Here is a 24,864-nt window from a genome sequence, read left to right as displayed (position 1 = left end):
TATGTTTTCGATGGAGTAAGTGTGGACGCAATCGGTCGGGGATCATAGAGGGTGAAAATTGACTCCTCTGTTCAAAAAAAGTGAACAAGTTGCGAGGAGTCTTTTCAGGCTATTTTGCGAGGGTTACCGTGGCGGGTGACGCCTGCTCAAAGGCACGCTCCAGCAGTTCAAGGTTGGTGAGAACTTCAGATTCCTTGACGTAATTCGGCGCGCCATTCACCAGCGTTTCATACAGCGCATCGTAGACGCGGCCATAGTCGCCCTTTTCCGGCGCGATCTCTTCACGCACCGTTTCGCCCGCCGCATTCACATACTCGAGAATGCCGATACTGTTATCTGCGGCAAACCCCGCCTCCCCCGGCATGATATTGGCCTTCAGGCTGGTTTCCTGCTGATCGATACCGTATTTGATAAACGAACCTTTGGTGCCATGAACAATAAATTTGGGGTAGTCGATTTTCACCAGATGGCTGGTTTTAACAATCGCTTTCAAATCGCCATAGAAGAGCTGCGCTTCGAAGGTATCGTCCGGATTGGCTTTATTGCGCAGGCTACGGATGTCATACGCAGCATGATCCGGTCGGCCAAACAGAGAGATGATTTGGTCCATGGTATGAACGCCCAGGCCGTAAAACGATCCATCCTGCGGCAGGCCAGGGTTGGTTTCCGCCACCGGGCGGTAATAATCAAAATGGCTTTCAATTTCAACGATATTACCAAGCTTACCGCTTTCAATCGCCTTTTTGGTGGTCAGGAAACAGGCGTCGAAACGGCGATTCTGATACGGCGTGACCGTCAGACCTTTGCGTTTCGCCAGTTCAAACAGGGTGACAGCTTCCGCCATAGTCGGTGTAAACGGCTTTTCCACCAGCACATTTTTACCGGCTTCCAGCGCGCGTTTCGCATAATCGAAGTGGCTGTCGGCATGAGTACAGACGATCACCAGTTTGACCTGCGGATCGTTAAAAATATCGTCGAGATCGCTGGTGAAATGAATATGTTGATAGTGCGGGTGCTGCTCTTCCGGCTTCGGGTGACGGCGGAAAATATGCGCCACATGCCAGCTTGCTTTACGGTTCAGAACGTAAGGGAGGTGATAGCGGGTAGTGCTTTTGCCAAACCCAATGAATGCGCAATGTAATGTCATGATCCAGTCCTTGTTAAGGTGACTGTCACTACCATAGCGCAACCTTGCGGAGGTTGTCCCTGCATGGCGTCTTAAAAGACCGGCATGTTTGCGGCAAAAAAAAGCCAGCACCCGGCTGGCTAAGAAAATACTGGAAGCAATGTGAGCAATGTCGTGCTTTCAGGATTACCGCTACGGTTTCCCTGAACGCATGGCAATAATAATCATTATCATTCGCACTTGTCTACTTCTTTTTGCAAAAAATGGCAGTTGACGCTGCGCCACAAAGCCAGGAATGTGTAAGTCATCCCCACAAACAAGGAGAAGCAGGATGAGTGAGATAGTGATACGCCATGCCGAAGCGCGCGATGCAGAAGCCTTACGCCAGTTTTATGCGCAACCCGAGGTGTATCACAACCTGCTACAGCTACCTCATCCGCCTGCTGAGCTGTGGGAAGATCGCCTGAAACCGCAGCCAGGCCGTCGCCAGTTGGTCGCCTGTATTGATGAGCAGGTTGCCGGAAACCTGACGCTGATGGTGGAACAAAACCCGCGCCGCAGCCATGTTGCCGTCTTTGGCATGGCGGTTTCGTCAGCGTTTCACAATCGCGGCGTCGCCAGCGCGCTGATCCGTGAAATGGTCAACCTGTGTGATAACTGGCTGCGTATTGAACGTATTGAATTAACGGTGTTTGTCGATAACGCACCCGCGCTGGCGGTGTACCGTAAGTTCGGTTTTGACGTCGAAGGCACCGGAAAACACTACGCGCTGCGCAACGGTGAGTATGTGGATGCTTATTTTATGGCGCGCGTGAAGGGTTAAACGGAAACCTCTCCCCGGTTGGGGAGAGGTTTAAATCAATAACCGGCAGTTAAATCATCCACCGAACGCGGGTCAGATGCGCCATACAGCGTGCCATCCGGCCCGACCATAATGCTCTGCGTGCTGCCCATCGCCTCTTTCACCACCACTTTCTGCCCGCGTTGCTCGAGCAATTTTAGCGTGTCCGGGCTAAAGCCTTTTTCCACGCGCAACTCATCCGGTAGCCATTGATGATGGAAGCGCGGCGCATTGCTCGCTTCGGCGACGTTCATCCCAAAATCGATGCTGTTAATCACCATTTGCAGCACCGTTGTGATAATACGACTACCACCGGGACTGCCGGTGACCAGCCAGGTTTTGCCGTCTTTCACCACGATGGTGGGCGACATGGACGAGAGCGGGCGTTTGCCAGGGCCGACCGCATTGGCGTCACCACCTACCAGTCCGTAGACATTCGGCACGCCGGGTTTTGCCGAGAAGTCATCCATCTCATTATTCAGCAGAATGCCGCTATTCCCCGCGACAATCCCGGTCCCGAACGTAGTGTTCAGCGTATACGTCACCGAAACCGCATTGCCGTCTTTGTCGACAACGGAGAAGTGCGTGGTTTGGTTACTCTCATACGGCTCCAGCTTACCGGGGCGGATCTGGCTGGAGGGCCGGGCTTTGTTAACGTCAATTTTTTCCGCAATGGATTTGGCATACGCTTTATTGGTGAGCGCCTGCCACGGCACTTTCACGAAGTCCGGATCGCCAAGATACTCAGAACGATCGGCATAGGCGTACTTTTCGGCTTCCGCCATTACCTGCATTGCGTCGGCGCTGCCAAAGCCATATTTGGCCATATCGAAGTTTTCAAGAATATTGAGGATTTGCACAATATGGATACCGCCAGATGACGGCGGCGGCATGGAGTAAACCTGGTAACCGCGATAATCACCGCTGATGGGCGTACGCTCCACCGCTTTGTAATTCGCCAGATCCTCTTTGCTGATAAGCCCACCGTTCTTGCTCATCTCTTGCACTATCTGACCGGCAATCTCGCCTTTATAGAAGGCATCCGGCCCTTTCTCTGCAATCAGTTCCAGGCTTTTGGCGAGATTGCTCTGCACCAGTTTGTCGCCTTTTTTCAGCGGTTCGTCGTTCTTCCAGAAAATCGCTTTACTGTTTTCATGGTTTGGCAGCACTTCACTGCCGTAGGTTTTCAGGTCGTCCGCCAGCGCGTCATTCACCGTGATCCCTTGTCTGGCCAGCTTGATCGCCGGTTGAATGACTTTATTCAATGGCAGAGTGCCGTACTTCTCCAGCGCCAGCGAGAACCCCGCAACCGTGCCGGGCGTCCCGGAGGCCAGATGCGACGTCAGCGACTTTTTACTGTCCGGGTTGCCCTGATCGTCGAGGAACATATCGCGCGTGGCAGCGGCTGGCGCCATTTCGCGGAAGTCGATGGCGGTAACCTTGCCGTCTTTGGTGCGGATCATCATAAACCCGCCGCCGCCCAGGTTTCCGGCTTGTGGATGGGTGACTGCCAGCGCATAGCCCACCGCGACGGCAGCATCCACGGCGTTACCGCCCTGTTTTAGGGTATCGACGCCAACACGGGTTGCGGTCTCATCCACAGATGCCACCATGCCCTGCTTCGCCCGCACAGGATGGAAGACATCGGCTTCAACGCCGTATGAGACGGGCGCAGGTGCTTGCGTCGGTGGCGGCGCAGCGCCAGCGCTAAAACATCCTCCCGCGGTCAGCGCAGCGATAGCCACCCAGCGCGCAAACTTCTGTTTCATCATCGTCGTTCTCCGAATAGAAGGGCTACAGTTCCCGATTAAGCCTGGTTCACAACTCCTAAAAAATCATCGTCATGAATGAAACGAGGTAAACTTAGGAGAAGCCTCAAAGGAGGAAAGGACGATGAAACGATTACTGTTTGTGGCGGCACTGCTACCTTTTGCCGCATTTGCACAGCCGCTGAATACCACCAATAACCCCAATCAGCCGGGGTATGTGATCCCCAGCCAGCAGCGCATGGAGACGCGGATGCTTAACCAGCAACAGCAACAGAAAGGCATGCTGAATCAACAGCTACAGACGCAAGCCCGTCAGCAGCAACAACGCCTGCAGACTCAGTTAAATAACGACGCGCAACGCGTAAGGCAGGCCCAGCCGGGGGAGCTCGATCCCAGCCGCCAGCAACTGCTCCCCAATACTAACGGCGGCATGCTCAGCCAGGGGATCGGTAATGGTGGCAGGGTGAACACGCAGCAACATATGTTGCCGCAGAATCAGAACGGCAGTCAGTTCAGCAGCGGAACAAACAGCAATGCCGGTACGGGAACGCAGCAGCACATGCTGCCGCAGAATCAGAACGGCGGCCTGCTGCGTAGCACGCCGTCATCCACAACACCTTAAAACGTAAAATTCGGGCCGATATCGTCGATTTTATCGGTGCAGATACAATCCACGCCCCAGCGCAGCAACTCTCCCGCGCGTTGGGGTTCATTAACGGTATAAACCAGAATGCGTAAACCAGCCGCACGCAGCATCTGCGTGCGGGCTTCGTCCAGCAGGCGATGATTCAGGTGAATAGAGACGCACCCCAACCGGGTGGTCAGTTCCTGCCAGTCATCGCGCCATTCATCCAGCAATAGCCCGCGTGGCAGTTCCGGCGCAGCCTGTTGCGCCGCTTCCAGCGCATCAATCTCAAAGGAAGAGAGCAGCGGCGGCGTCATTCCTGCCCAGAGTTCTCGCGCCGCCAGCGCCACCACTTTGCCCGTCAGCGGCCCGGTGCCAGTGGTGGGTTTGATTTCGATATTGGCCATCATTCCATGCAAACGGCAACGCTCCGCGACCTGAGAAAGCAGCGGCAACGGTTCACCTTTAAATTCCCCGCTGTACCAGCCGCCCGCATCCACTTTCAGCAAATCATGCCATGCCAGCTCGCCCGCCACGCCCCAGCCATTGCTGGTGCGCTCGAGGTTGTCGTCATGCAGTAAAAAAATCTGCCCATCTTTTGACAGCTTGGCGTCGAACTCAATCATCGTGTGACCGTAGCGAGCGCCGACATCAATCGCCGCCAGCGTATTTTCCGGCGCCAGTTTACCGCCGCCGCGATGCGCGACAATGTGGGGATATGGCCAGTTACTCATACTCGTTGTCCTGTTTCACCATCAAATAAGTGGAGGTGATTTTCCGGCAGAGAGAGCCACAGCGTGCTGCCTGCCACCGGGCGCTCCTGATGCGCAAGACGCACCACCAGCTTCTGCTCTCCCCAGCGCCCGTGCGCCAGGTTATCGGCGCCGAGCATCTCCAGCGTATCCATCACCAGCGGGATACCGCCAGCGGATTGTGAGCTTAACGCAATATGTTCCGGGCGGATACCCAGCGTCATTTTACGCCCGGCGTAACCGCGATAATACCAATTGATGGGCAGCGCCATACCGCTGTCCAGTTCAAAATGGGTGCCTGCGCTACTGATGCGACCATCAAGCAGGTTCATGGCCGGGCTACCAATAAAGCTGGCGACAAAACGGCTGGCGGGTTTCTCATACACCTCAACCGGCGTACCGATCTGTTCCGCCACGCCTTTGTTCATGACCATCACCCGTTGTGCCAGCGTCATCGCTTCCACCTGGTCGTGCGTCACGTACAACGAGGTGGTGTTCAGGCGACGGTGCAACTGTTGCAGCTCCAGCCGCATCTGCACACGCAGTTTGGCGTCGAGGTTCGAGAGAGGTTCATCAAACAGGAATACCGCCGGATCACGCACAATCGCACGTCCCATCGCCACACGCTGGCGCTGACCGCCAGAGAGCTCACGCGGACGGCGTTTTAACAGCCCATCCAGTTCGAGAATACGCGCTGCTTCCGCCACGCGCCCGGCGATATGCTCCTTGCCCATACCGCGGATCTTCAGCCCCCACGCCATGTTCTCCTCCACACTCATGTGCGGGTAGAGCGCATAGTTCTGAAACACCATCGCAATCCCGCGATCTTTGGGTTCCATTTCCGTAACACGCTGGGTATCGATCCAGATATCGCCGCTGGAGACGCGCTCCAGCCCGGCGACCATCCGCAGCAAGGTGGATTTCCCACAGCCGGATGGCCCAACCATGACAATAAATTCGCCGTCGGCGACATCCAGCGTCAGTGGCTGGATCACCTGGGTTTTACCACTGTCCCAACTCTTCGTAACCGCTTGTAATTTTAATCCTGCCATCTTATTTCTCACTGTCGACCAGGCCGCGCACAAAGGCGCGCTGCATGGCTAAAACGATAACGACCGGGGGGATCAGCGTCAGCAACATGGCTGCCATCACCTGGTTCCATTGCGTGGTGCCTTCGCCGCTGGCAATCATGCCTTTCACACCCGCTACGGCGGTGCCAAGGTTCACATCGCTGATAATCAGCAGCGGCCACAGATACTGGTTCCAGCCGTAGATAAAGGTGATAACAAACAACGCCGCAAGGTTGGTTTTAGAGAGCGGCAGCACGATGTCGCGGAAAAAGCGCATCGGTGAGGCACCGTCAATGCGTGCCGCTTCTATCAGTTCGTCCGGCAGCGTCATAAAGAACTGGCGGAACAGGAACGTTGCGGTGGCCGAGGCCATCAGCGGCAGCGTTAGGCCGGTGTAGCTGTCGAGCATTTTCAGGTTGGCGATCACTTCCACCGTCGGAAAAATGCGCACTTCCACGGGCAGCATCAGCGTACTGAAGATCATCCAGAAGAACAGGTTACGCAGCGGGAAGCGGAACCAGACGATGGCAAACGCCGACAGGATCGACACGGCGATTTTCCCGACGGTGATCACCAGCGCCATAATGAAACTGTTGGTCAGCATCAACCAGAAAGGCGCGCTGTTCACGCCGATGCCGTTTATCCAGATATTACGCAGGTTTTCCCACAGGTGCGTCCCGGGGATTAGGGTCATCGGGGTGTCATAAACCGCATTAATATCCAGCGTTGCCGTCACAAAGGCGACATACAGCGGGAAAAGCACCACCGCGATGCCGAGAATAAGCATGATATGGCTGAACAGCGTCAGGCCAGGGCGATTCTCAATCATTGGTAGCGCACCTTACTTTCAACATAGCGGAACTGAACGACCGTCAGCACCATCACCAGCACCATCAGCACGACCGACTGCGCCGCAGACGCGGAGAGATCCAGCCCGGCAAAACCTTCACGGTAGATCTTGTAGATAAGCGTGGTGGTCGCCTGTACCGGTCCACCGGCAGTGGCGGCATCGATAACCGGGAACGTGTCGAAGAAGGCATACACCAGGTTCACCACCAGTAGAAAGAAACTGACTGGCGCGATTAACGGTAGCGACAATTTGAAGAACCGGCGGACAGGCCCTGCACCATCAATGGCGGCCGCTTCCACCAGCGAACGGGGGATCGACTGTAACGCCGCAAAAAAGAACAGAAAGTTATAGCTTATCTGCTTCCACACCGAGGCGAACACCACAAGGAACATGGCCTGGCCGCTATGTTGCGCATGGTTCCAGTCATAGCCAAAGTGTTCCAGAAAGTGGGTGATCAGCCCGCGCCCGGGATTGAAGAGGAAGATCCACAACACCGCGGCAACGGCAGGAGCAACGGCATACGGCAGCAACATCAGCGTTTGGTAAATCCGACTGCCGCGCACCACGTTATCCACCAGGGCGGCAAAAAACAGTGACACGAACAGACCACTGAAGGTCACCAGCGCGCTAAAACGGATAGTCGTCCAGAAGGCGTCCAGATAATAGCTGTCGTGGAACAACGCCACGAAGTTATCCAGCCCAACAAACTGGCTGGAAAGCCCGAACGGATCGACGCTTTGCACCGAGTACCACAGCGCTTCGCCCGCAGGCCAGATAAAGAAAATAACCGTGATCGCCAGTTGCGGCGCAACCAGAAGGTAAGGAAGCCAGCGCGAACGAAACACCGGACGGGATGAGGACATAAATTGGCTCTGCTTGTGTTTGCCTCTCCCCTGTCCCTCCCCACTCTGGGCAAAGGGAAAAACACCCTCTCTCTTGTATAGAGAGAGGGCCGGAGAGAGGGGGAAAAGATTAAGACTTGGTGGACTGCTCGAAGCGGCGCAGCAGTTGGTTACCACGCTCGACGGCAGCATCCAGCGCCTGTTGCGGGGTTTTCTTGCCGGTCCATACGCTTTCCAGCTCTTCATCAACAATGGTGCGGATCTGCGGCATGTTGCCCAGACGCAGACCTTTGGTGAACGCCAAAGGCGGCTTGTTCAGCATCTGACGAGTGGCGATGTCCGCACCGGGGTTTTTGTCATAGAACCCTTGCTGGCGCGTCAGATCGTAGGCGGCAGTAGTAATCGGCAGATAGCCGGTTTTCTGGTGCCATTCGGCTGCGTTTTCCGGTTTCGTCAGGAAGTCGAGGAACTGAGCAACGCCTTTGTAGGTTGCCTCGTCTTTGCCCTGCATGACCCACAGGCTCGCCCCGCCGATAATGGCGTTCTGCGGCGCGCCTTTCACATTGGCATCGTAAGGCATCATGCCGACGCCATAGTTGAATTTGGCGTAGTGACGGATATCCGCCAGCGAACCCGAAGAAGCGGTAGTGATAGCGCAATCGCCGTTATAGAACTTCTCAGTAGACTCGTCTTTACGGCCGAAGTAGCTGAAATCACCTTTCTTGTTCAGTGCTTCCAGCATGGCGATATGTTTCACCTGCTCCGGTTTGTTAAATTCCAGTACGGCGTCCGTACCGTCAAAACCGTTGTTTTTGGTCGCTACTGGCAAACCGTGCCAGGCGCTGAAGTTTTCGATCTGGATCCAACCCTGCCAGCCGCTGGCGTAGCCGCACTTCATGCCTGCTGCTTTCAGCTTCGCGGTGTATTCGGCCAGGTCCTGCCAGGTTTTCGGCGGCTGGTCCGGGTTCAGACCGGCTTTTTTGAAAGCGTCTTTGTTGTAATAGAGCACCGGCGTGGAGCTGTTAAAGGGCTGAGAGAGCAAATGGCCGGTTTTAGAGTCGGTGTAATAGCCGGAAACCGTCGGAACGAACTGGCTTTCATCAAACTTGATGCCTGCGTCCTGGAAGACCTGGTACACCGGCTTGATCGCTTTTGATGCCATCATGGTCGCGGTGCCCACTTCATATACCTGCAAAATCGCCGGCGCGTTGCCAGTACGGAATGCAGCGATGCCTGCACTCAGGCTCTGTTCATAGTTGCCTTTGTACACCGGTACGATTTTGTAATCCGGGTGGGTGTCATTGAAACGTTGCGCCAGGGAGTCAACTTCTTTACCTAACTCCCCTTCCATCGAATGCCAGAACGGAATGGTGGTTGCGGCCAGGGCGTTGCCTGCAAAAACGAATCCCAGCGCCAGACCCAAAGCTGTATGTCGTAACGTTGTCATTGTGCTCTCTCTTGTTATACGGGATGCGCGATATCACGCGTTTTGTGCTCGCGAGGTAACATGACATGCTCGAATGACAGAAAAATAATCTTTTAATTACAAATAAATGACAGCCAGGCGTCAGAGAAATGTCGGTGGGATGATAGTAACGTGAAGGAAAAATGGCGGATTGCCAGAGGATAAGGGAAAGGGCTTCCCTGCTGGCAAAGAAGCCCTTTATAAAGGCGCTCAGAGGCTATGCCGGCAACTGTCGTTCCTGAAAAGGCAGGGATTGCTCCCTGCCTCCAGGTTGCTACTTACCGGATTCGTAAGCCATGAAAGCCGCCACCTCCCTGTCACTATCCCTGTAGCGGATCTCGCACAGTGATTTTCGTGTCAGCCAGGTGAATATCACGAGTGTGAAACACACCATAAATACGCACCAGAGAAGAGTGTTTCGCGGAATTTTCATGGTTCACGCCTCCTTGCCTTGCGGCGGGTAAGAGGCTATCCTGATGTTGTCTAGGCATTCGGATGGCCTCGTGGTGGTTAATCAACATTAACTTACTACGGGGCTTTCTTCTTTCTGCCGCACAACTTTCTACCGTCATGAGGCAAAAAGCCTCAAGCGCCGCCCGCATCATATCCCAGCAAATCCGCAGGCAGCATCCCGGCATGGCACTTTTCAGATAATAAAAAACCGGCCACTCGCGACCGGTTCAGATGTTTTACGCGAACGTTTAACCGCCCAGATACGCACTGCGCACCGCTTCATTCGCCAGCAGCGCTTCACCGGTATCTTCCAGCACCACGTGACCATTCTCCAGCACATAGCCGCGATCGGCGAGCTTCAGTGCCTGGTTGGCGTTCTGCTCCACAAGGAAGATGGTCATCCCTTCTTTACGCAGTTGCTCAATGGTGTCGAAGATTTGCTGAATAATGATCGGCGCTAACCCAAGAGACGGCTCGTCCAGCAGCAGCAAACGCGGCTGGCTCATCAATGCGCGGCCAATGGCCAGCATCTGCTGCTCACCGCCGGACATGGTGCCCGCGCGTTGCAGACGGCGCTCATGCAGACGCGGGAACAGCTCATACACCCGTTTAATGCGGGTCTGAAACTGCTCGCTGTCGGCAAAGAAACCGCCCATCGCCAGATTCTCCTCAACAGTCATACGCGAGAAGACACGACGCCCTTCCGGGACAATCGCCACCGCTTCACGCATGATCTTCGCGGTTTGCCAGTCGGTGATGTCTTTATCATCAAACACAATGCGCCCACTGGTGGCGCGCGGATCGCCGCACAACGTTCCGAGCAGCGTGGTTTTACCCGCACCGTTCGCGCCAATCAGGGTCACGATTTCGCCCTGATTAATATGCAGGCTGACATCGTGCAGTGCCTGGATTTTGCCGTAGTGGGCGCTTACTTTGTCAAACGACAACATGACTTTTTCCATCTTAGCCTCACCCACCTTATGCTTCGCCCAAATAGGCGCGGATCACGTCCGGATTGTTACGAATTTCTTCCGGTGTTCCGTTCGCCAGCGGCGTCCCCTGGTTCACCACATAAATCCGGTCTGAAATGCCCATCACCAGCTTCATATCATGCTCAATCAGCAGGATGGTGGTGTTGTGGTTATTACGTAGCTCGACAATCAGCTCATCCAGCTCTTTCGTCTCTTTCGGGTTCAGACCGGCGGCTGGTTCATCGAGCATCAGGATCTCTGGCTGCGTCACCATGCAACGCACGATTTCCAGACGACGCTGGTCACCGTAGGCAAGGTTGCTCGCCTGACGGTTAGCGTGCGCTAACAAACCAATTCGGTCCAGCCAGGTGGCGGCGCGATCCAGCGCTTCACTCTGCGCCCGGCGAAATGACGGGGTTTTCAGCAGACCAGAAAATACCCCGGTCTTTAACTGCTGATGCTGTGCCACCAGCAGGTTTTCGATCACCGTCATTTCACGGAACAAGCGCACATGCTGGAAAGTGCGCACCACGCCCATCCGGGCGATTTCCTGCCCCGGCAGCCCTTCCAGATGCTGGTCACGTAACATGATGGTGCCACCTGTCGGTTTATAGAAACCGGTGAGGCAGTTGAACACCGTGGTTTTACCCGCGCCGTTCGGACCAATCAGCGAAACGATCTCCTGTGCCTTCAGCTCCAGCGCCACGTTGTTAACGGCGAGCAGGCCGCCGAAGCGCATCATCAGACCGTTTACGGATAATAATGGCTGACTCATGCCTGCTCTCCTTTCACTTGCCCGTTTTTCAGTTTCAACTGCGGACGGGTCATCGGCAGCAAGCCTTGCGGACGCCAGATCATCATCAGTACCATCAAACCACCCAGCATCAACATGCTGTATTCATTAAAATCACGCATCAGTTCACGGGAGACCACCAGCAGGATAGCGGCGAGGATCACCGCAAATTGCGACCCCATGCCACCCAGCACCACGATCGCCAGTACAAAGGCGGACTCGGCGAAGGTGAAGGATTCCGGGCTGACAAACCCCTGGCGCGCAGCAAACAGCGTCCCGGCAAAACCGGCAAACGCAGCACTGATGGTAAACGCCGTCAGTTTGATGCGGGTCGGGCTAAGACCCAGCGAACGGCAGGCGATCTCATCTTCACGCAGCGCTTCCCATGCCCGGCCCAGCGGCATACGCAGCAGACGGTTGATCACAAACAGCGTCAACACCACCAGCAGCAATGCCACCAGATAGAGGAACACCACGCGATCGCCGGGATCGTATTGCACATTAAAGAAGTTGCTGAAGGTATCCCAACCGCCTTCACGCGCCGTCCGGCTGAACTCCAGGCCAAACAGCGTCGGTTTCGGGATCTGGCTAATGCCGTTCGGGCCACCGGTGATTTCGGTGTTGTTCAACAGCAGAATACGGACAATTTCCCCAAAACCCAGCGTCACAATCGCCAGATAGTCGCCGCGCAGACGCAACACCGGGAAGCCAAGCAGGAAACCCGCAGCGGCGGAGACCAGCCCCGCCAGCGGCAGGCAAGTCCAGAAACCGAGGCCGTAATAGTGGTTCAGCAAGGCAAAGGTATAAGCGCCAATCGCGTAGAAACCACCGTAGCCCAGCACCAACAGGCCGGACAGCCCCACCACCACGTTCAACCCCAGGCCGAGGATGATATAAATCATTGTCATTGTGGCGATATCCACCGTACCGCGCGACACGACAAACGGCCACGCCACGGCAATCACCAGCAGCGCCAACAGAAACAGCTTCTGTTTTACCGTTGAACCGTCAACAGCCGGCAGAATAAACTTCGGCCCGGAGACGCCCTTCAGTGATTTCTGGAACAGCGGGCGCAGCAACTGGAAGAAAAAGACCACCGCTGTGCCGATAAACACCCACTGCCAGCGAATATGCGCGGCGGTGTTCACCACCAGTTTGGTCCCGTCCAGCTCCAGTTGGACGCCCATAAAGACGCTCGCCAGGATGAAGAACAGCGCAGCAGAAAGCAGCGCCATCGCAAAATGCATCGGTTTCATACTTTTTCAACCTCCGGGCGGCCAAGGATACCGGTCGGCATCACCAGCAACACCATGATCAACAGCGCAAACGACACCACATCTTTATATTCGGTACTCAGATACGCCGAAGAGAGGGATTCCGCCACACCGAGGATCAGACCGCCGATCATCGCGCCAGGAATACTGCCGATACCGCCCAGCACCGCTGCGGTAAACGCCTTCATGCCCGCCATAAAACCGATGTAAGGGTTGATAACACCATAGAACTGACCCAGCAGCACACCCGCCACCGCCGCCATTGCCGCACCGATCACAAAGGTCAGCGCAATCACGCGGTCAGTATTGATGCCCAGCAGGCTTGCCATTTTTAAGTCTTCCGAACAGGCGCGGCAAGCGCGCCCCATGCGGGAATAGCGGATGAACAGCGTCAGTGCCAGCATGGAGATAAACGTCACAATCCAGATAACCAACTGCATGGTGGTGATGCTGGCGGAGAAGTTTTCACTGTGACCGACCACCCACTGGCCGTTAAACAGGCTCGGCAACGCCACGTCACGGGAACCTTCGGTCAGGCTGACGTAGTTTTGCAGGAATATCGACATACCGATGGCGGAGATGAGCGCAATCAGGCGCTTGGAGTTACGCACCGGGCGATAAGCCACCCGTTCGATGCTCCAGCCGTAGGCGCTGGCTATCACAATCGCCCCAACGAAACCGGCCGCCACCAGCAACCAACTGGAGTCGATGCCCATCATCATCAGTGCAGCGATAATCATAAAAGAGACATAGCTACCGATCATGTACACCTCGCCGTGGGCGAAGTTGATCATGCCGATAATGCCGTAAACCATGGTGTAACCAATGGCGATCAATGCATAGGTGCTTCCCAGCGTGACGCCGTTAAACATCTGCTGCAAGAAGTAGAGAAACTGCTCGGACATAACATAACCTTCTTAAATCTCTCCGGACGTTGCGCCCGGAGAGAGGGATGACAGTTATTTCGCCACGGACGACGAACCATCGGCGTGCCATTGGAAAACGCCAAAATCAAATCCCTTCAGATCGCCTTTTTCATCCCAGTTCAGCGGCCCAATCACGGTTTTAGCCCCGTTGGCTTTTAAATCTTTAATCAGCGCCAGCGGCTCGGCGCTGCTGCTCCGCTCAAGCGCGGTCGCCAGCGACTGTACAGCAGCGTAGGTGATCCACACATACGGGCCGCTCGGATCTTTTTTCTCTGCTTTCAGCGCCTCGACGATGCCCTGATTCGCAGGATCCTGGTCATAGCGTTTCGGCATGGTAACCAGCATGCCTTCCGCTGCATCTCCTGCGATATTGGACAGCGACGCGTTACCCACGCCTTCCGGCCCCATAAACCGGGTTTTCAGGTCGTTAGCACGTGCCTGACGCAGCATCTGCCCCATCTCCGGGTAGTAACCACCGTAGTAGACAAAGTCGATGTTTTCTTTTTTCAGACGTGCAACCAGCGCAGAAAAATCTTTTTCACCGGCAGTAATACCGTCGAAGAACACCACATTTGCACCGCCCGCTTTCAGCCCATCCTGAACGGAGCGTGCGAGGCCTTCGCCGTACTGCTGTTTATCATGGATGATGGCGATGCGCTGCGGCTTCACCGTATTCAGGATGTATTTTGCGGCGGTCGGCCCTTGCGAGGAGTCCAGCCCGGCGGTACGCATAATGTGCTGATAGCCGCGCTGAGTCAGTTCCGGGTTGGTCGCGCCAGGCGTGATCATCAGAATGCCTTCGTCTTCATAAATATCGGAAGCAGGCTGCGTTGATGAGGAGCAGAGGTGGCCAATCACATATTTCACACCGTCGTTAACGATTTTGTTAGCGACAGCAACTGCTTGTTTCGGGTCACAGGCATCGTCATATTCCATCGCGACCAGTTTGTCGCCTTTGATCCCGCCTTTGGCGTTGATGTCGTGGATTGCCTGACGCGCGCCGTTAAACTCCATGTCGCCCCACTGCGCAACAGGACCGGACATCGCACCTACAACCGCGACTTTAATCTCTGCCGCCATGGCCGCGTGAGACATCGCAAGTGCAACCATCCCCGCGATCGCTGTCTTCGCGTTCCTTCTCATTCTTTTAAATCCCCACTCGTCGTGATGTTGTGTAAATATTTTGTTTTTTTATGGTTAAAAAGCATTCTGTACTTTTAATGTACAACGCTATTTTTACCAGTGCCTTTAATGGTTTAGCGCAGTCTTTTGGCAAAAACCAGACTAAATCCTCTATTTTTCAGGCTATTAAGCAGAGATAATATTCTGTATTTGATCGGAGATAAACAAAAAAAGGCCAGGCTTCAGCATAAAATAATGGTACAAAGAGCGGAATAAATCACTACTGATTAGGTTAAAATCCTGCCTGTTTTTCGATCTCCAATGTTTCACGCTATCCCGAAGGCTGCGGCAAAATTATTCGCCTGTTGGACGAAAAATAAAAAACTAACAGACCCGGCCAAACGAAATTGTTTACACTCACACTATCTTTTGCATTTTGGACAAGCTGTACATGAAATTGACTATCATCCGACTGGTGAACTTTACCGAGCAGGATCATATTGATTTAGCGAAAGTCTGGCCGGAATATTCCCCCGCGTCGCTCGACGTGGACGACACGCACCGCATCTATGCAGCGCGGTTTAATGACAGATTGCTGGCCGCCGTTCGCGTGACCTTACGCGGTACCGAAGGCGCGCTGGATTCGCTTCGCGTGCGCGATATCACTCGCCGTCGCGGTATCGGGCAATATCTGGTGGAAGAAGTGATGCGCGATAACCCGGCGATAACCAGCTGGTGGATCGTGGACATTGGTGTGGAAGACAGAGCCGTGATGGCCGCCTTCACCCAAACGTTGGGCTTCGCCGCACAGGAAAATGGCTGGGAAAAACGGTAAAAAAGCCGGATGGGAAGATCTCCATCCGGCTTAGAAGAACACCCCGCCCGGGAATGTCGCGTCTCAGGCAGACTGTTTGCTCCCCCCAAATACCTGCACAGACGAGTCACCGGGGTAAGCAACCGCAGCCAGCGCGCCTGCGGCGCAAAAGGCTGCGGTCAGTTCAAGTTCAGGCTTATTTCGCGTCGGTTGCCGTGCCGTTGGCATGCCAGGTGAAGACACCGAACTCAAAACCTTTCAGATCGCCCTTCTCATCCCAGGACAGCGGCCCCATCACGGTATCCACTGAGTGCCCTTTCAGCCAGGTTGCGATAGCCGCCGGATCGGCAGACTGATTCAGGCCAGCAGCCAGCGACTGCAGCGCCGCATAGGTCGTCCATACGAACGCACCGCTCGGATCCTGTTTCTTGCCTTTGATAGCGTCAACAATCGGTTTGTTCGCCGGGATCTGATCGTAGTTCTTCGGCTTGGTCACCAGCATGCCTTCCGCAGAGTCGCCTGCAATGTTAGACAGGGAAACGTTAGCGACACCTTCCGGGCCCATGAATTTGGTTTTCAGACCGGCTGCACGTGCCTGACGCAGGATCTGCCCCATTTCCGGGTGATAACCGCCGTAGTAGACGAAATCGATATTTTCTTTCTTCAGACGCGCCACCAGCGTAGAGAAGTCTTTCTCACCCGCGGTGATACCATCAAAGAACACCACGTTCGCGCCGCCTTTTTTCAGCCCGTCCTGCACAGCGCGCGCCAGACCTTCGCCATATTGCTGTTTGTCATGAATCACTGCGATACGCTGCGGCTTCACGCTCTGCAGAATGTATTTCGCTGCGGTCGGCCCCTGATCGGAGTCCAGGCCGGTAGTGCGCAGTGTCAGTTTGTAACCACGGGCGGTCAGCTCTGGCGCAGTAGCCGCAGGCGTGATCATCAGAATACCTTCGTCTTCGTAGATATCCGACGCAGGCTGAGTGGAGGAGGAGCACAGGTGACCGATAACGTATTTGATCCCGTCGTTAACCACTTTGTTGGCAACCGCAACCGCTTGTTTCGGGTCGCAGGCATCGTCATATTTCACCGCAACCAGTTTGTCGCCCTTGATCCCACCCTTCGCGTTGATATCGGCAATTGCCTGCTCAGCGCCGGTAAATTCCTGGTCACCGTACTGCGCAACCGGACCGGACATTGCACCCACAACGGCAACTTTAATATCTTTGGCGAATGCCACGTTGCTCATTGCTAACGCAATACATCCCGCCAGTAACGCTTTGCCCTTCATTTTCATCCTGAGATTCCCCATTGTTATGGTGATTGCTATTTGTTGTGATGTTGTTGTTTGACACATTATTTTGCTTACACACATAAGCAAAGAATATGATAGTAGTTATTAGCGATTCTGCCCGTGCATTAGCAGCATACTCTGCTAAAACATACCCCAATTTTCAGAATATGGAATAACAATTTTGAAGGTTGTGCGACAGCGTGATGACAGTGTGTGGAAAAGCCGCCAATAAGGCGGCTGAATAATTAGTGCGTCAGCGACTGATGGAGAATGTCCAGCGCTTTACGGAACTGGACTTCCGGAATGGTCAATGGGTAGAGGAAACGGATCACGTTGCCGTAAACGCCGCAGGTCAGCAACAACAACCCCGCCGCCAGCGCCTTATCCTGCACCTGTTTCGTAAATTCCGCTGACGGTGCGCCTGTGTTCGGGTCGTTAAACTCCACCGCCACCATCGAACCCTGCGCACGAATCTCTGCGATATACGGGCACTGCGCTTTGGCGTTGTTCAACACTTCCACCAGATGTTTACCCAGGTGATTAGCGCGTTCGCACAAATCCTCTTCTTCGATAACATCCAGCACCGCATGCGCTGCCGCCACCGCCAATGGGTTACCCGCATAAGTGCCGCCCAGCCCGCCCGGCGCAGGAGCGTCCATGACCTCCGCACGGCCAGCAACCGCCGACAGTGGCAAACCGCCCGCCAGACTCTTCGCCATGGTGATCAGGTCAGGCTTAACGTCGTAATACTCCGAGGCAAAGAGTTTGCCGGTACGGGCAAAGCCGCTCTGCACTTCATCGACAATCAGTAAAATACCGTGGCTGTCGCACAGCTTACGCAGCGCTTGCATAAAGTCCGCTGGCGCGACATTAAAGCCCCCTTCGCCCTGTACTGGTTCCAGCAGGATAGCGGCGACCTGATCCGGTGCGATATCGGCTTTAAAAATGCGTTCGAGGCTTTTCAGCGCATCGTCCGTGCCCACCCCGTGCAAGGCATTCGGATACTGGGCGTGGTAAATCGAACCCGGGAACGGGCCAAAGCCGATTTTATAGGGGGCGACTTTGCCAGTCAGGGCCATGGTCATAAAGGTTCGTCCATGGAAACCGCCGCCAAAGGTGATAACACCCGGGCGTCGGGTATAAGCACGGGCGATTTTCACCGCGTTTTCTACCGCTTCCGCACCCGTTGAAAAGAACGCTGTTTTGGCCGGGCCAGTGACCGGCACGCGCGCATTGATGCGCTCCGCCAGCGATACATAGCTTTCGTAAGGCACGATTTGGTAGGCAGTATGTGTAAATGCCTGTAGCTGTTTTTCCACCGCCGCCATCACTTTCGGATGACGATGCCCGGTATTCAGCACTGCAATGCCGGCGGCGAAATCGATCACTTCATTGCCTTCCACATCCCACAGCGTGGCGTTCTCCGCTTTTTCAGCGTAAAACCCGCACATCACTCCAATCCCACGCGGCGTCGCCTGTAAACGGCGCTGATGTAATTCGTTATTTTTCACCTTGATGTCCCCTGTCTGTGTATGCCCGCTTACAAAGTATATAGCGCCTTTAGCAATGCGATATTTCACTCAGTTTCGCGCAAGCGATGGGACTCCGACAGGACAGCTCTTATGTTGCGATGTGACAGAAACAAGAAGGGGAGAATGACGGGACGAAACAGTGAGGCAACATGGGATGACGGCGACAGCGGGCGAAATCAGGCAACAAAAAGCCGGGAGAGGCTGACGCCGTCCCGGCTTGTTTCACTGCAATTCGCTTACGCTTCGATAGCGGCGCGCAGTTTTTTCATCGCATTCTTTTCCAACTGACGCACACGCTCGGCGGACACGCCGTAACGGTCGGCCAGCTCCTGCAGCGTGGACTTGTTCTCTTCGTCCAGCCAGCGGGCGCGAATGATCTGCTGGCTACGTTCGTCCAGCCCCTGCATGGCATCGATCAGCTTGTTGGCGGCCTGCTCTTCCCAGTTATCGTCTTCAATGCCGTCGGCAAAGTTAGAAGATTTATCCTGCAGATAAAGCACCGGTGCCATCGGCTGGCTGTCTTGCGCATCGTCATCCGGAGACATATCAAAGGTCATGTCCTGGGCGGCCATACGCGATTCCATTTCACGCACGTCTTTGCTGGTTACGCCCAGCTCGCGGGCAACCATTTCCACTTCATCCTGGTTAAACCAGCCCAGACGCTGCTTGGTTTTACGCAGGTTAAAGAACAGCTTACGCTGTGCTTTTGTGGTGGCGACCTTCACGATACGCCAGTTGCGCAATACGTACTCGTGGATCTCAGCTTTAATCCAGTGTACGGCGAAGGAGACCAGGCGCACACCCACTTCCGGGTTGAAACGGCGCACGGCTTTCATCAGGCCGATATTACCTTCCTGGATCAGATCCGCCTGCGGCAGACCATAGCCCGAGTAGTTACGAGCAATATGAACAACAAAGCGCAGGTGAGACAGAATCAGCTTTTTCGCTGCTTCCAGATCGCCCTGGTAATGCAGCTTTTCAGCCAGTGCCCGTTCTTCATCAGCCGTCAACATCGGCCATGCGTTAGCGGCCCGGATGTACGACTCCAGGTTACCAACAGGGGCTAAAGCTAAAGTTTGCATTTCTTTGGTCATTCAAATCCTCTCAATTCACTTTCGACTGGCGGCGGTCTGTCCCCGTCAGGCAACAAACATGCCAGCGTTTTCGAGCAACGAGAATAGCATTCACAGTTTTATCAGACAGTGATTTTATCCACAAGTTCCCTGTAGGGTTGTGAATAAATTACGCACAAATTGTGACATCCGGATGAAAAACCGCAGCGAAGGAAGGTCAAATGAATCCGTATCCTTCCCGGCAACGGAATTCTGCATTGCAGGGAAGGAGTATACCAAAAATTTTTTAATCCGGAGTAAAGTGACGTAAATGTTGCACTGTCGCCAGCCAGGCCGCAACCCAGCCAATCATAGAGCACACCAGCAGCAACAGCAGGCACTCATCAAACGACAAACCGCTCAATTCAAACTGGGTGCCAAACACCTTCGCCACTTCGGTCACCGCCGATGACAAACGCATCACCAGGATTTCCGACAGGATCAGCGACAAGAACGCGCCGGAGAAGCCGAGCAGCGCGCCACCATACAGAAACGGGCGCAAAATAAAGCCATCCGTTGCGCCAATCAGTTTCTGCACATTAATGGTGTCGCGGCGGGCGAAGATACTCAGCCGCACGCTGTTGCCAATCACCAGGAAGACAGCCGCCACCATCAATACGCCAATCATCGCCGACACGCGCCCCACCAGTCCGGTAAGCGACGCCAGGCGCGCAAACCAGCTATCATCCATGCGCACTTCATCAATGCCGTGGATACGGGAAATGCGGTCACGCAAGGTATTCAACGAATCGGGCGTCTGGAAATCAAGTTTCGGCACCACGACCGCCACCGCAGGCAATGGATTCTCTTCCAGCATATCCAGCGCGCCACCGAAACCGGACCAGTTGCGGAACTCGCCAAGCGCATCCTCGCGGGAGAGGTAGTTAACCTTTTCAACCCCCTGCTCCGACTGTAACTGCCCCACCACCTGCTGGGCGGCGTTATCGTCCAGCGCTTTGTCGAAGTAAACGGTGATCTGCGGAGACGGATAGTACTGCGAGGCCGCCTGGTTGACGTTTTTGTACACCATGTAGCAAACGCTGGGCAGCGTCAGGGAGATGGCGATAACCATTACCGTCAGGAAGGTCGCCAACGGTTTACTTTTCAGATCCTGCAGAGCGCCGTGCCAGGCGTAGCGCACCTGCTCGTTAAACACATTGGTTTTACGCGATGGCGCTTTGTTCGCCGCTTTGCCGCGACGCGGCGCATTGCGGTTGTTGTCACCGGCAGAACCCGAGGCTTTACGGAAACGGTCAAGCTTGCTGCCAAACTGCCGAATCTGGTTTAGTGCATCACGCTTATTCACCCGCATGGCCTCCGTGCAAATGGCCGTCGCTCAGGCTCAGCATGCGGTACGAACGCCGGGAAATAAGTCCCAGATCGTGTGTCGCCATCAACACTGTCACCCCAACGCGGTTAAATTCCTCGAACAGACGCAAGATCCCTTCCGACAGCGCGTCATCCAGGTTGCCGGTCGGTTCATCCGCCAGCAGCACCGCAGGCTTATTCACCACCGCACGGGCAATCCCCACGCGCTGTTGTTCACCGCCGGAAAGCTGGATCGGAAAACTTTTCGCTTTGTCGAGCAGACCGACTTTATCCAGCGCCGCAGAGACGCGACGGCGAATGTCATCGCCGCTGGCACCAGCAATGATCAGCGGGATCGCCACATTGTCGAACACAGTACGATCCATCAACAGATGGTGATCCTGAAAAATCATGCCGATTTGGCGGCGCAAAAACGGCACTTCGCGGTTCTTCAGACGGCTAATATCGTGGCCGCCGAACAGGATTTTCCCGGCGCTGGGCCGCTCAATCCCACAGATAAGCTTCAGCAGGGTGCTTTTCCCCGCACCGGAATGCCCGGTCAGAAAGGCCATCTCGCCCGGCTGCAGGTGAAAAGTCACCCCCTGCAGCGCTTGTCTCCCACCGAGATAGGCTTTGCTGACGTGTTCAAAGCGAATCATTGTTAATCCTCTCGGGCAAAAAGTGCCTCTATAAAATCGCCCGCATTAAACGGACGTAGATCCTCAATACGCTCGCCGACGCCAATGTAACGGATAGGAATGCCAAACTGATCCGCCACCGAGAAAATCACGCCGCCCTTGGCCGTACCGTCGAGCTTGGTCAGCGTAATCCCCGTTAACCCTACCGCTTCGTGGAACAGTTTGGCCTGGCTGATGGCATTTTGCCCGGTGCTGGCGTCGATCGTCAGCATCACTTCGTGCGGCGCCTCTTCGTCCAGTTTTTTCATCACGCGGACGATTTTCTTCAGCTCTTCCATCAGGTGCGATTTGTTCTGCAAACGCCCTGCGGTATCGGCAATCAGCACATCCACGTTACGCGCTTTCGCCGCCTGGATAGCGTCAAAAATCACCGAGGCGGAATCCGCGCCAGTATGTTGGGCAATCACCGGAATGTTATTGCGCTGACCCCACACCTGGAGCTGCTCCACCGCTGCCGCACGGAAGGTATCCCCCGCCGCCAGCATGACCGATTTGCCCTGTTGCTCAAACTGACGCGCCAGCTTGCCGATGGTGGTGGTTTTCCCCACGCCATTCACGCCAACCATCAGGATAACAAACGGCGTTTTGCCTTCTACGTTGAGCGGCTCATCCACTTTTGCAAGGATCCCGCTCATCTCATCTTTCAGCAAACCATACAGTGCTTCGGCATCGCGCAGTTGTTTGCGACTGGCGCCTTCCGTCAGATTGGTGATGATTTTACGCGTGGTTTCCACGCCCACATCCGCAATCAGCAGTTGCTCTTCCAGCTCTTCAAACAGATCATCGTCGATCTTTTTCCCGCGGAACAGACTGATAAATCCGGATCCGAGATTTTCTTTTGTTTTCAGCAGACTGCGTTTAAGACGCGCAAAGAAACCCTCTTTCGTCGGTTTCTCCTGTTCCGTCACCGTCTCGTCCACCGGCACCACCACAACGGCTTCTTCAGCCGCCTGCGCCGCCAGCGCCTGGGTTTCCAGCTCTTCGTCGCTCAGCGGCGCGTCGTCTTCAGCATCAACGTGCGCTTCCGCCTGGTGTTCGGTTTCCGACAGCCACTCTTCAGCGCCGATCTCCTGCTCAACCACTTCTTCCGGCAGCGGCAGTTCTTCGTGTTCAACCTGCGCGCGCGTCTCTTCCGCGACCGGTTCCGGCGACGGTGCTTCGTGGCTGAGCGTTTCGCTTACCGCCACCACCTCTTCGGCGAATTTTTCACTGTCGGCAAGCTCAACCACCGGCGTCTCTTCAACCGGCTGCTCGGTGACAGGCTGCTGTTCGGTTTGCGCCTCATCGGCCTGCTCTTTCTGTCCAAAGCCCAGCCAGGAAAAAAAGCCACGTTTCTTCTCATTTGCCATTGGCGACCACACTCCTCGCGATTGATTCATGGCGCAGCCCGTCTGCATGACCAGGACTGAAAACATTTGTTAATTAGTCGGATAGTCTACCACTTTCCTGAACTCGCATCACGACCTGAGGATTAGGGTTTAACGTCCTTCTCTGGACCGCTAGAATAGCAGGCCGAAATGATGAGCAAAGCGAAAACCATGAAGAAACCCAACCGTGCCGCCAGCGGCCAGATACGCATTATCGGCGGGCAATGGCGAGGCCGTAAACTTCCGGTGCCCGACAGTCCCGGACTGCGCCCGACCACCGACCGCGTGCGTGAAACATTATTCAACTGGCTGGCGCCATCAATGGTAGACGCCCACTGTCTCGACTGCTTCGCCGGTAGCGGCGCGCTGGGTCTGGAGGCGCTGTCGCGCTATGCGGCCAGCGCCACCCTGCTGGAGATGGAGCGCAGCGTCGCGCAACAACTGCAGCAAAATCTGGCCACGCTCAAAGCCAGCAATGCCAAAGTGGTCAACACCAATACGCTGACCTTTTTAGCCGCGCCGGGCACGCCGCACAATATTGTGTTTATCGATCCGCCCTTTCGCAAAGGCATGCTGGAAGAGACGCTGCGTTTGTTGGAAAACAACGGCTGGCTCGCCAATGAAGCGTTAATCTATATAGAAAGCGAAGTGGAAAATGGGCAGCCGCCGGTGCCTGCGCACTGGCAACTGCATCGGGAAAAAGTCGCGGGTCAGGTGGCTTACCGTCTCTATCACCGCGCAGCACAAGGAGAGAAGCATGCCGTTGCTGATTAATCTGGGCCGTCTGTTGATGCTGTGCATCTGGGCCTTTTTGCTCTGGAACTTAATTAAACCCTTTCCGCGCCCGCTGAATATTTTTGTCAACGTCGCGCTGGTGTTCACCGTGTTTATGCACGCTTTGCAGGCTACCATGCTGAAAAGCGCGTTGCCGAAAGACGGTCCGCAGATGAGCAAAGCAGAACAGGTCCGTATCTTCCTGTTCGGCGTTTTTGAGCTGTTGATCTGGCAAGAAAGGCTCAAAGCGAAGAAATAAACCGGTCAGAAAAAGCGGAATTACGCCCATAGTGGGGGAGTCAGCATTGTCATCCCCCTTTCCCCGCCACTACACTGAGTAAGAGAGATTCACGCAACACTAAAAGATACAGGGACTTAATTATGCTGTGGTCATTTATTGCTGTCTGTTTATCCGCCTGGTTGTATGTCGACGCCTCCTATCGCGGTCCGGCATGGCAGCGTTGGGTTTTCAAACCCGTTACCTTACTTCTCCTGCTGTTGCTGGCCTGGCAAGCCCCGATGTTCGATGCCATCAGCTATCTTGTGCTGGCGGGTCTGTGCGCTTCCCTGGTCGGGGATGCGCTGACGCTTCTGCCGCGGCAAAAAATGCTCTACGCCATTGGGGCATTTTTCCTTGCGCATCTGCTCTATACCATCTATTTCGCCAGCCAAATGACGCTCTCCTTCTTCTGGCCATTGCCGCTGGCGTTGCTGGTGATTGGCGCGCTGCTGGTGGCAGTGATCTGGACGCGGCTGGAAGAGCTGCGCCTGCCGGTGCTCACCTTTATTGCCATGACGCTGGTGATGGTCTGGCTGGCGGGCGAACTGTGGTTCTTCCGTCCGACAAGCCCCGCGCTGTCTGCATTTGTCGGTGCCGCGCTGCTGCTGCTCGGCAATGTGGTCTGGCTGGGCAGCCACTACCGTAAGCGCTTTAGCGCCGATAACGCGATTGCGTCCGCTTGCTACTTCGCCGGGCATTTTCTGATCGTTCGCTCTCTGTATATTTAAAAAGCTTGACTCTGGAGTCGACTCCAGAGTGCATACTCCGGTTAATGAGAAAATTATCATTAACCGGAGGATGCA

The 24,864-nt window shown here is 55.0% G+C and carries 25 protein-coding genes and 1 pseudogene; 6 read left to right on the top strand and 20 right to left on the bottom strand.

Going from position 1 to position 24,864, the window contains the following annotated elements:
- Positions 1–109: 109 nt before the first annotated feature.
- Positions 110–1,147, bottom strand: coding sequence for an oxidoreductase (locus tag N7922_RS01780; protein ID WP_263099002.1), 1,038 nt, complete (start codon positions 1,145–1,147; stop codon positions 110–112).
- A 310-nt stretch (positions 1,148–1,457) separates the two neighbouring features.
- Between N7922_RS01780 and yhhY the strand changes: the two genes are divergently transcribed.
- Positions 1,458–1,949 carry an N-acetyltransferase gene (yhhY, locus tag N7922_RS01775; protein WP_263099001.1) on the top strand — a complete coding sequence of 164 codons (492 nt, stop codon included), beginning with the start codon at positions 1,458–1,460 and terminating at the stop codon, positions 1,947–1,949.
- Positions 1,950–1,984: 35 nt separating this feature from the next.
- Here yhhY and ggt read toward each other — a convergent pair whose 3' ends face one another.
- Complete coding sequence (gene ggt, locus N7922_RS01770; RefSeq protein ID WP_263099000.1) at positions 1,985–3,739, bottom strand: gamma-glutamyltransferase; 1,755 nt, start codon at positions 3,737–3,739, stop codon at positions 1,985–1,987.
- 121 nt (positions 3,740–3,860) lie between these two features.
- Between ggt and N7922_RS01765 the strand changes: the two genes are divergently transcribed.
- Complete coding sequence (locus N7922_RS01765) at positions 3,861–4,358, top strand: DUF2756 family protein (RefSeq protein ID WP_263098999.1); 498 nt, start codon at positions 3,861–3,863, stop codon at positions 4,356–4,358.
- Here the strand turns inward: N7922_RS01765 and ugpQ are convergent.
- From ugpQ to livK, 12 genes and pseudogenes are all read right to left on the bottom strand, one after another.
- Positions 4,355–5,095 carry a glycerophosphodiester phosphodiesterase gene (gene ugpQ, locus N7922_RS01760; RefSeq protein ID WP_263098998.1) on the bottom strand — a complete coding sequence of 247 codons (741 nt, stop codon included), beginning with the start codon at positions 5,093–5,095 and terminating at the stop codon, positions 4,355–4,357. The two genes, N7922_RS01765 and ugpQ, sit on opposite strands and share 4 nt — an antisense overlap.
- A complete protein-coding gene (locus N7922_RS01755; RefSeq protein WP_263098997.1) occupies positions 5,092–6,165 on the bottom strand; it encodes a sn-glycerol-3-phosphate import ATP-binding protein UgpC in 1,074 nt (357 codons plus the stop codon). Before N7922_RS01755 ends, ugpQ begins: the two co-directional genes overlap by 4 nt.
- Position 6,166: 1 nt before the next feature.
- Positions 6,167–7,012, bottom strand: a complete 846-nt coding sequence (ugpE, locus tag N7922_RS01750) for a sn-glycerol-3-phosphate ABC transporter permease UgpE (RefSeq protein ID WP_263098996.1) — start codon at positions 7,010–7,012, stop codon at positions 6,167–6,169.
- Positions 7,009–7,896 carry a sn-glycerol-3-phosphate ABC transporter permease UgpA gene (gene ugpA, locus N7922_RS01745; RefSeq protein WP_263098995.1) on the bottom strand — a complete coding sequence of 296 codons (888 nt, stop codon included), beginning with the start codon at positions 7,894–7,896 and terminating at the stop codon, positions 7,009–7,011. The genes ugpE and ugpA overlap by 4 nt, the downstream gene beginning before the upstream one ends.
- Positions 7,897–8,005: 109 nt before the next feature.
- On the bottom strand, positions 8,006–9,322 hold the full coding sequence (ugpB, locus tag N7922_RS01740; protein WP_263098994.1) for a sn-glycerol-3-phosphate ABC transporter substrate-binding protein UgpB: 1,317 nt from the start codon (positions 9,320–9,322) through the stop codon (positions 8,006–8,008).
- A gap of 292 nt (positions 9,323–9,614) precedes the next feature.
- Positions 9,615–9,773, bottom strand: coding sequence for a type I toxin-antitoxin system Hok family toxin (locus N7922_RS01735; RefSeq protein WP_061492827.1), 159 nt, complete (start codon positions 9,771–9,773; stop codon positions 9,615–9,617).
- A pseudogene (locus N7922_RS01730) lies at positions 9,724–9,831 on the bottom strand (DUF5431 family protein); the annotation flags it as partial. The pseudogene N7922_RS01730 and the gene N7922_RS01735, both read right to left, overlap by 50 nt.
- Before the next feature lie 210 nt (positions 9,832–10,041).
- A complete protein-coding gene (gene livF / locus N7922_RS01725) occupies positions 10,042–10,755 on the bottom strand; it encodes a high-affinity branched-chain amino acid ABC transporter ATP-binding protein LivF (RefSeq protein ID WP_263098993.1) in 714 nt (237 codons plus the stop codon).
- 16 nt (positions 10,756–10,771) lie between these two features.
- The gene (gene livG / locus N7922_RS01720) at positions 10,772–11,539 is read right to left on the bottom strand and encodes a high-affinity branched-chain amino acid ABC transporter ATP-binding protein LivG (protein ID WP_061492825.1); all 768 of its coding nucleotides are present in this window, start codon (positions 11,537–11,539) and stop codon (positions 10,772–10,774) included.
- The gene (locus tag N7922_RS01715) at positions 11,536–12,813 is read right to left on the bottom strand and encodes a high-affinity branched-chain amino acid ABC transporter permease LivM (RefSeq protein WP_263098992.1); all 1,278 of its coding nucleotides are present in this window, start codon (positions 12,811–12,813) and stop codon (positions 11,536–11,538) included. Before N7922_RS01715 ends, livG begins: the two co-directional genes overlap by 4 nt.
- On the bottom strand, positions 12,810–13,736 hold the full coding sequence (gene livH, locus N7922_RS01710) for a high-affinity branched-chain amino acid ABC transporter permease LivH (protein ID WP_061492823.1): 927 nt from the start codon (positions 13,734–13,736) through the stop codon (positions 12,810–12,812). Before livH ends, N7922_RS01715 begins: the two co-directional genes overlap by 4 nt.
- Positions 13,737–13,790: 54 nt before the next feature.
- A complete protein-coding gene (gene livK / locus N7922_RS01705) occupies positions 13,791–14,900 on the bottom strand; it encodes a high-affinity branched-chain amino acid ABC transporter substrate-binding protein LivK (protein ID WP_263098991.1) in 1,110 nt (369 codons plus the stop codon).
- A 430-nt stretch (positions 14,901–15,330) separates the two neighbouring features.
- On the opposite strand from livK, the gene panM reads away from it, so the two are divergent.
- Entirely contained in the window at positions 15,331–15,714 is a 384-nt protein-coding gene (panM, locus tag N7922_RS01700; RefSeq protein WP_263098990.1) for an aspartate 1-decarboxylase autocleavage activator PanM, read from the top strand.
- A gap of 175 nt (positions 15,715–15,889) precedes the next feature.
- Here panM and N7922_RS01695 read toward each other — a convergent pair whose 3' ends face one another.
- The 6 genes from N7922_RS01695 to ftsY form a co-directional block, all read right to left on the bottom strand.
- Entirely contained in the window at positions 15,890–16,993 is a 1,104-nt protein-coding gene (locus N7922_RS01695; RefSeq protein WP_263098989.1) for a branched-chain amino acid ABC transporter substrate-binding protein, read from the bottom strand.
- A gap of 242 nt (positions 16,994–17,235) precedes the next feature.
- Entirely contained in the window at positions 17,236–18,501 is a 1,266-nt protein-coding gene (locus N7922_RS01690) for a 4-aminobutyrate--2-oxoglutarate transaminase (RefSeq protein WP_263098988.1), read from the bottom strand.
- Positions 18,502–18,758: 257 nt separating this feature from the next.
- A complete protein-coding gene (rpoH, locus tag N7922_RS01685; RefSeq protein ID WP_263098987.1) occupies positions 18,759–19,616 on the bottom strand; it encodes an RNA polymerase sigma factor RpoH in 858 nt (285 codons plus the stop codon).
- Positions 19,617–19,881: 265 nt separating this feature from the next.
- Positions 19,882–20,940 carry a permease-like cell division protein FtsX gene (gene ftsX / locus N7922_RS01680; protein ID WP_263098986.1) on the bottom strand — a complete coding sequence of 353 codons (1,059 nt, stop codon included), beginning with the start codon at positions 20,938–20,940 and terminating at the stop codon, positions 19,882–19,884.
- Positions 20,933–21,601 carry a cell division ATP-binding protein FtsE gene (gene ftsE / locus N7922_RS01675; RefSeq protein ID WP_263098985.1) on the bottom strand — a complete coding sequence of 223 codons (669 nt, stop codon included), beginning with the start codon at positions 21,599–21,601 and terminating at the stop codon, positions 20,933–20,935. Before ftsE ends, ftsX begins: the two co-directional genes overlap by 8 nt.
- Before the next feature lie 2 nt (positions 21,602–21,603).
- Entirely contained in the window at positions 21,604–22,989 is a 1,386-nt protein-coding gene (gene ftsY / locus N7922_RS01670) for a signal recognition particle-docking protein FtsY (RefSeq protein ID WP_263098984.1), read from the bottom strand.
- A 189-nt stretch (positions 22,990–23,178) separates the two neighbouring features.
- Between ftsY and rsmD the strand changes: the two genes are divergently transcribed.
- From rsmD to N7922_RS01655, 3 genes are all read left to right on the top strand, one after another.
- Entirely contained in the window at positions 23,179–23,781 is a 603-nt protein-coding gene (gene rsmD / locus N7922_RS01665) for a 16S rRNA (guanine(966)-N(2))-methyltransferase (RefSeq protein ID WP_263100820.1), read from the top strand.
- On the top strand, positions 23,771–24,040 hold the full coding sequence (locus tag N7922_RS01660) for a DUF1145 family protein (protein ID WP_263100819.1): 270 nt from the start codon (positions 23,771–23,773) through the stop codon (positions 24,038–24,040). The genes rsmD and N7922_RS01660 overlap by 11 nt, the downstream gene beginning before the upstream one ends.
- Before the next feature lie 122 nt (positions 24,041–24,162).
- Positions 24,163–24,789 carry a lysoplasmalogenase gene (locus N7922_RS01655; protein WP_263098983.1) on the top strand — a complete coding sequence of 209 codons (627 nt, stop codon included), beginning with the start codon at positions 24,163–24,165 and terminating at the stop codon, positions 24,787–24,789.
- The last annotated feature ends 75 nt before the right edge of the window (positions 24,790–24,864 follow it).

The organism is Kosakonia sp. ML.JS2a (genome assembly GCF_025642095.1).
Lineage (GTDB): Bacteria > Pseudomonadota > Gammaproteobacteria > Enterobacterales > Enterobacteriaceae.
Note: the sequence above shows the minus strand (reverse complement) of the source record. Positions and strands in the feature narration are given on the sequence as shown.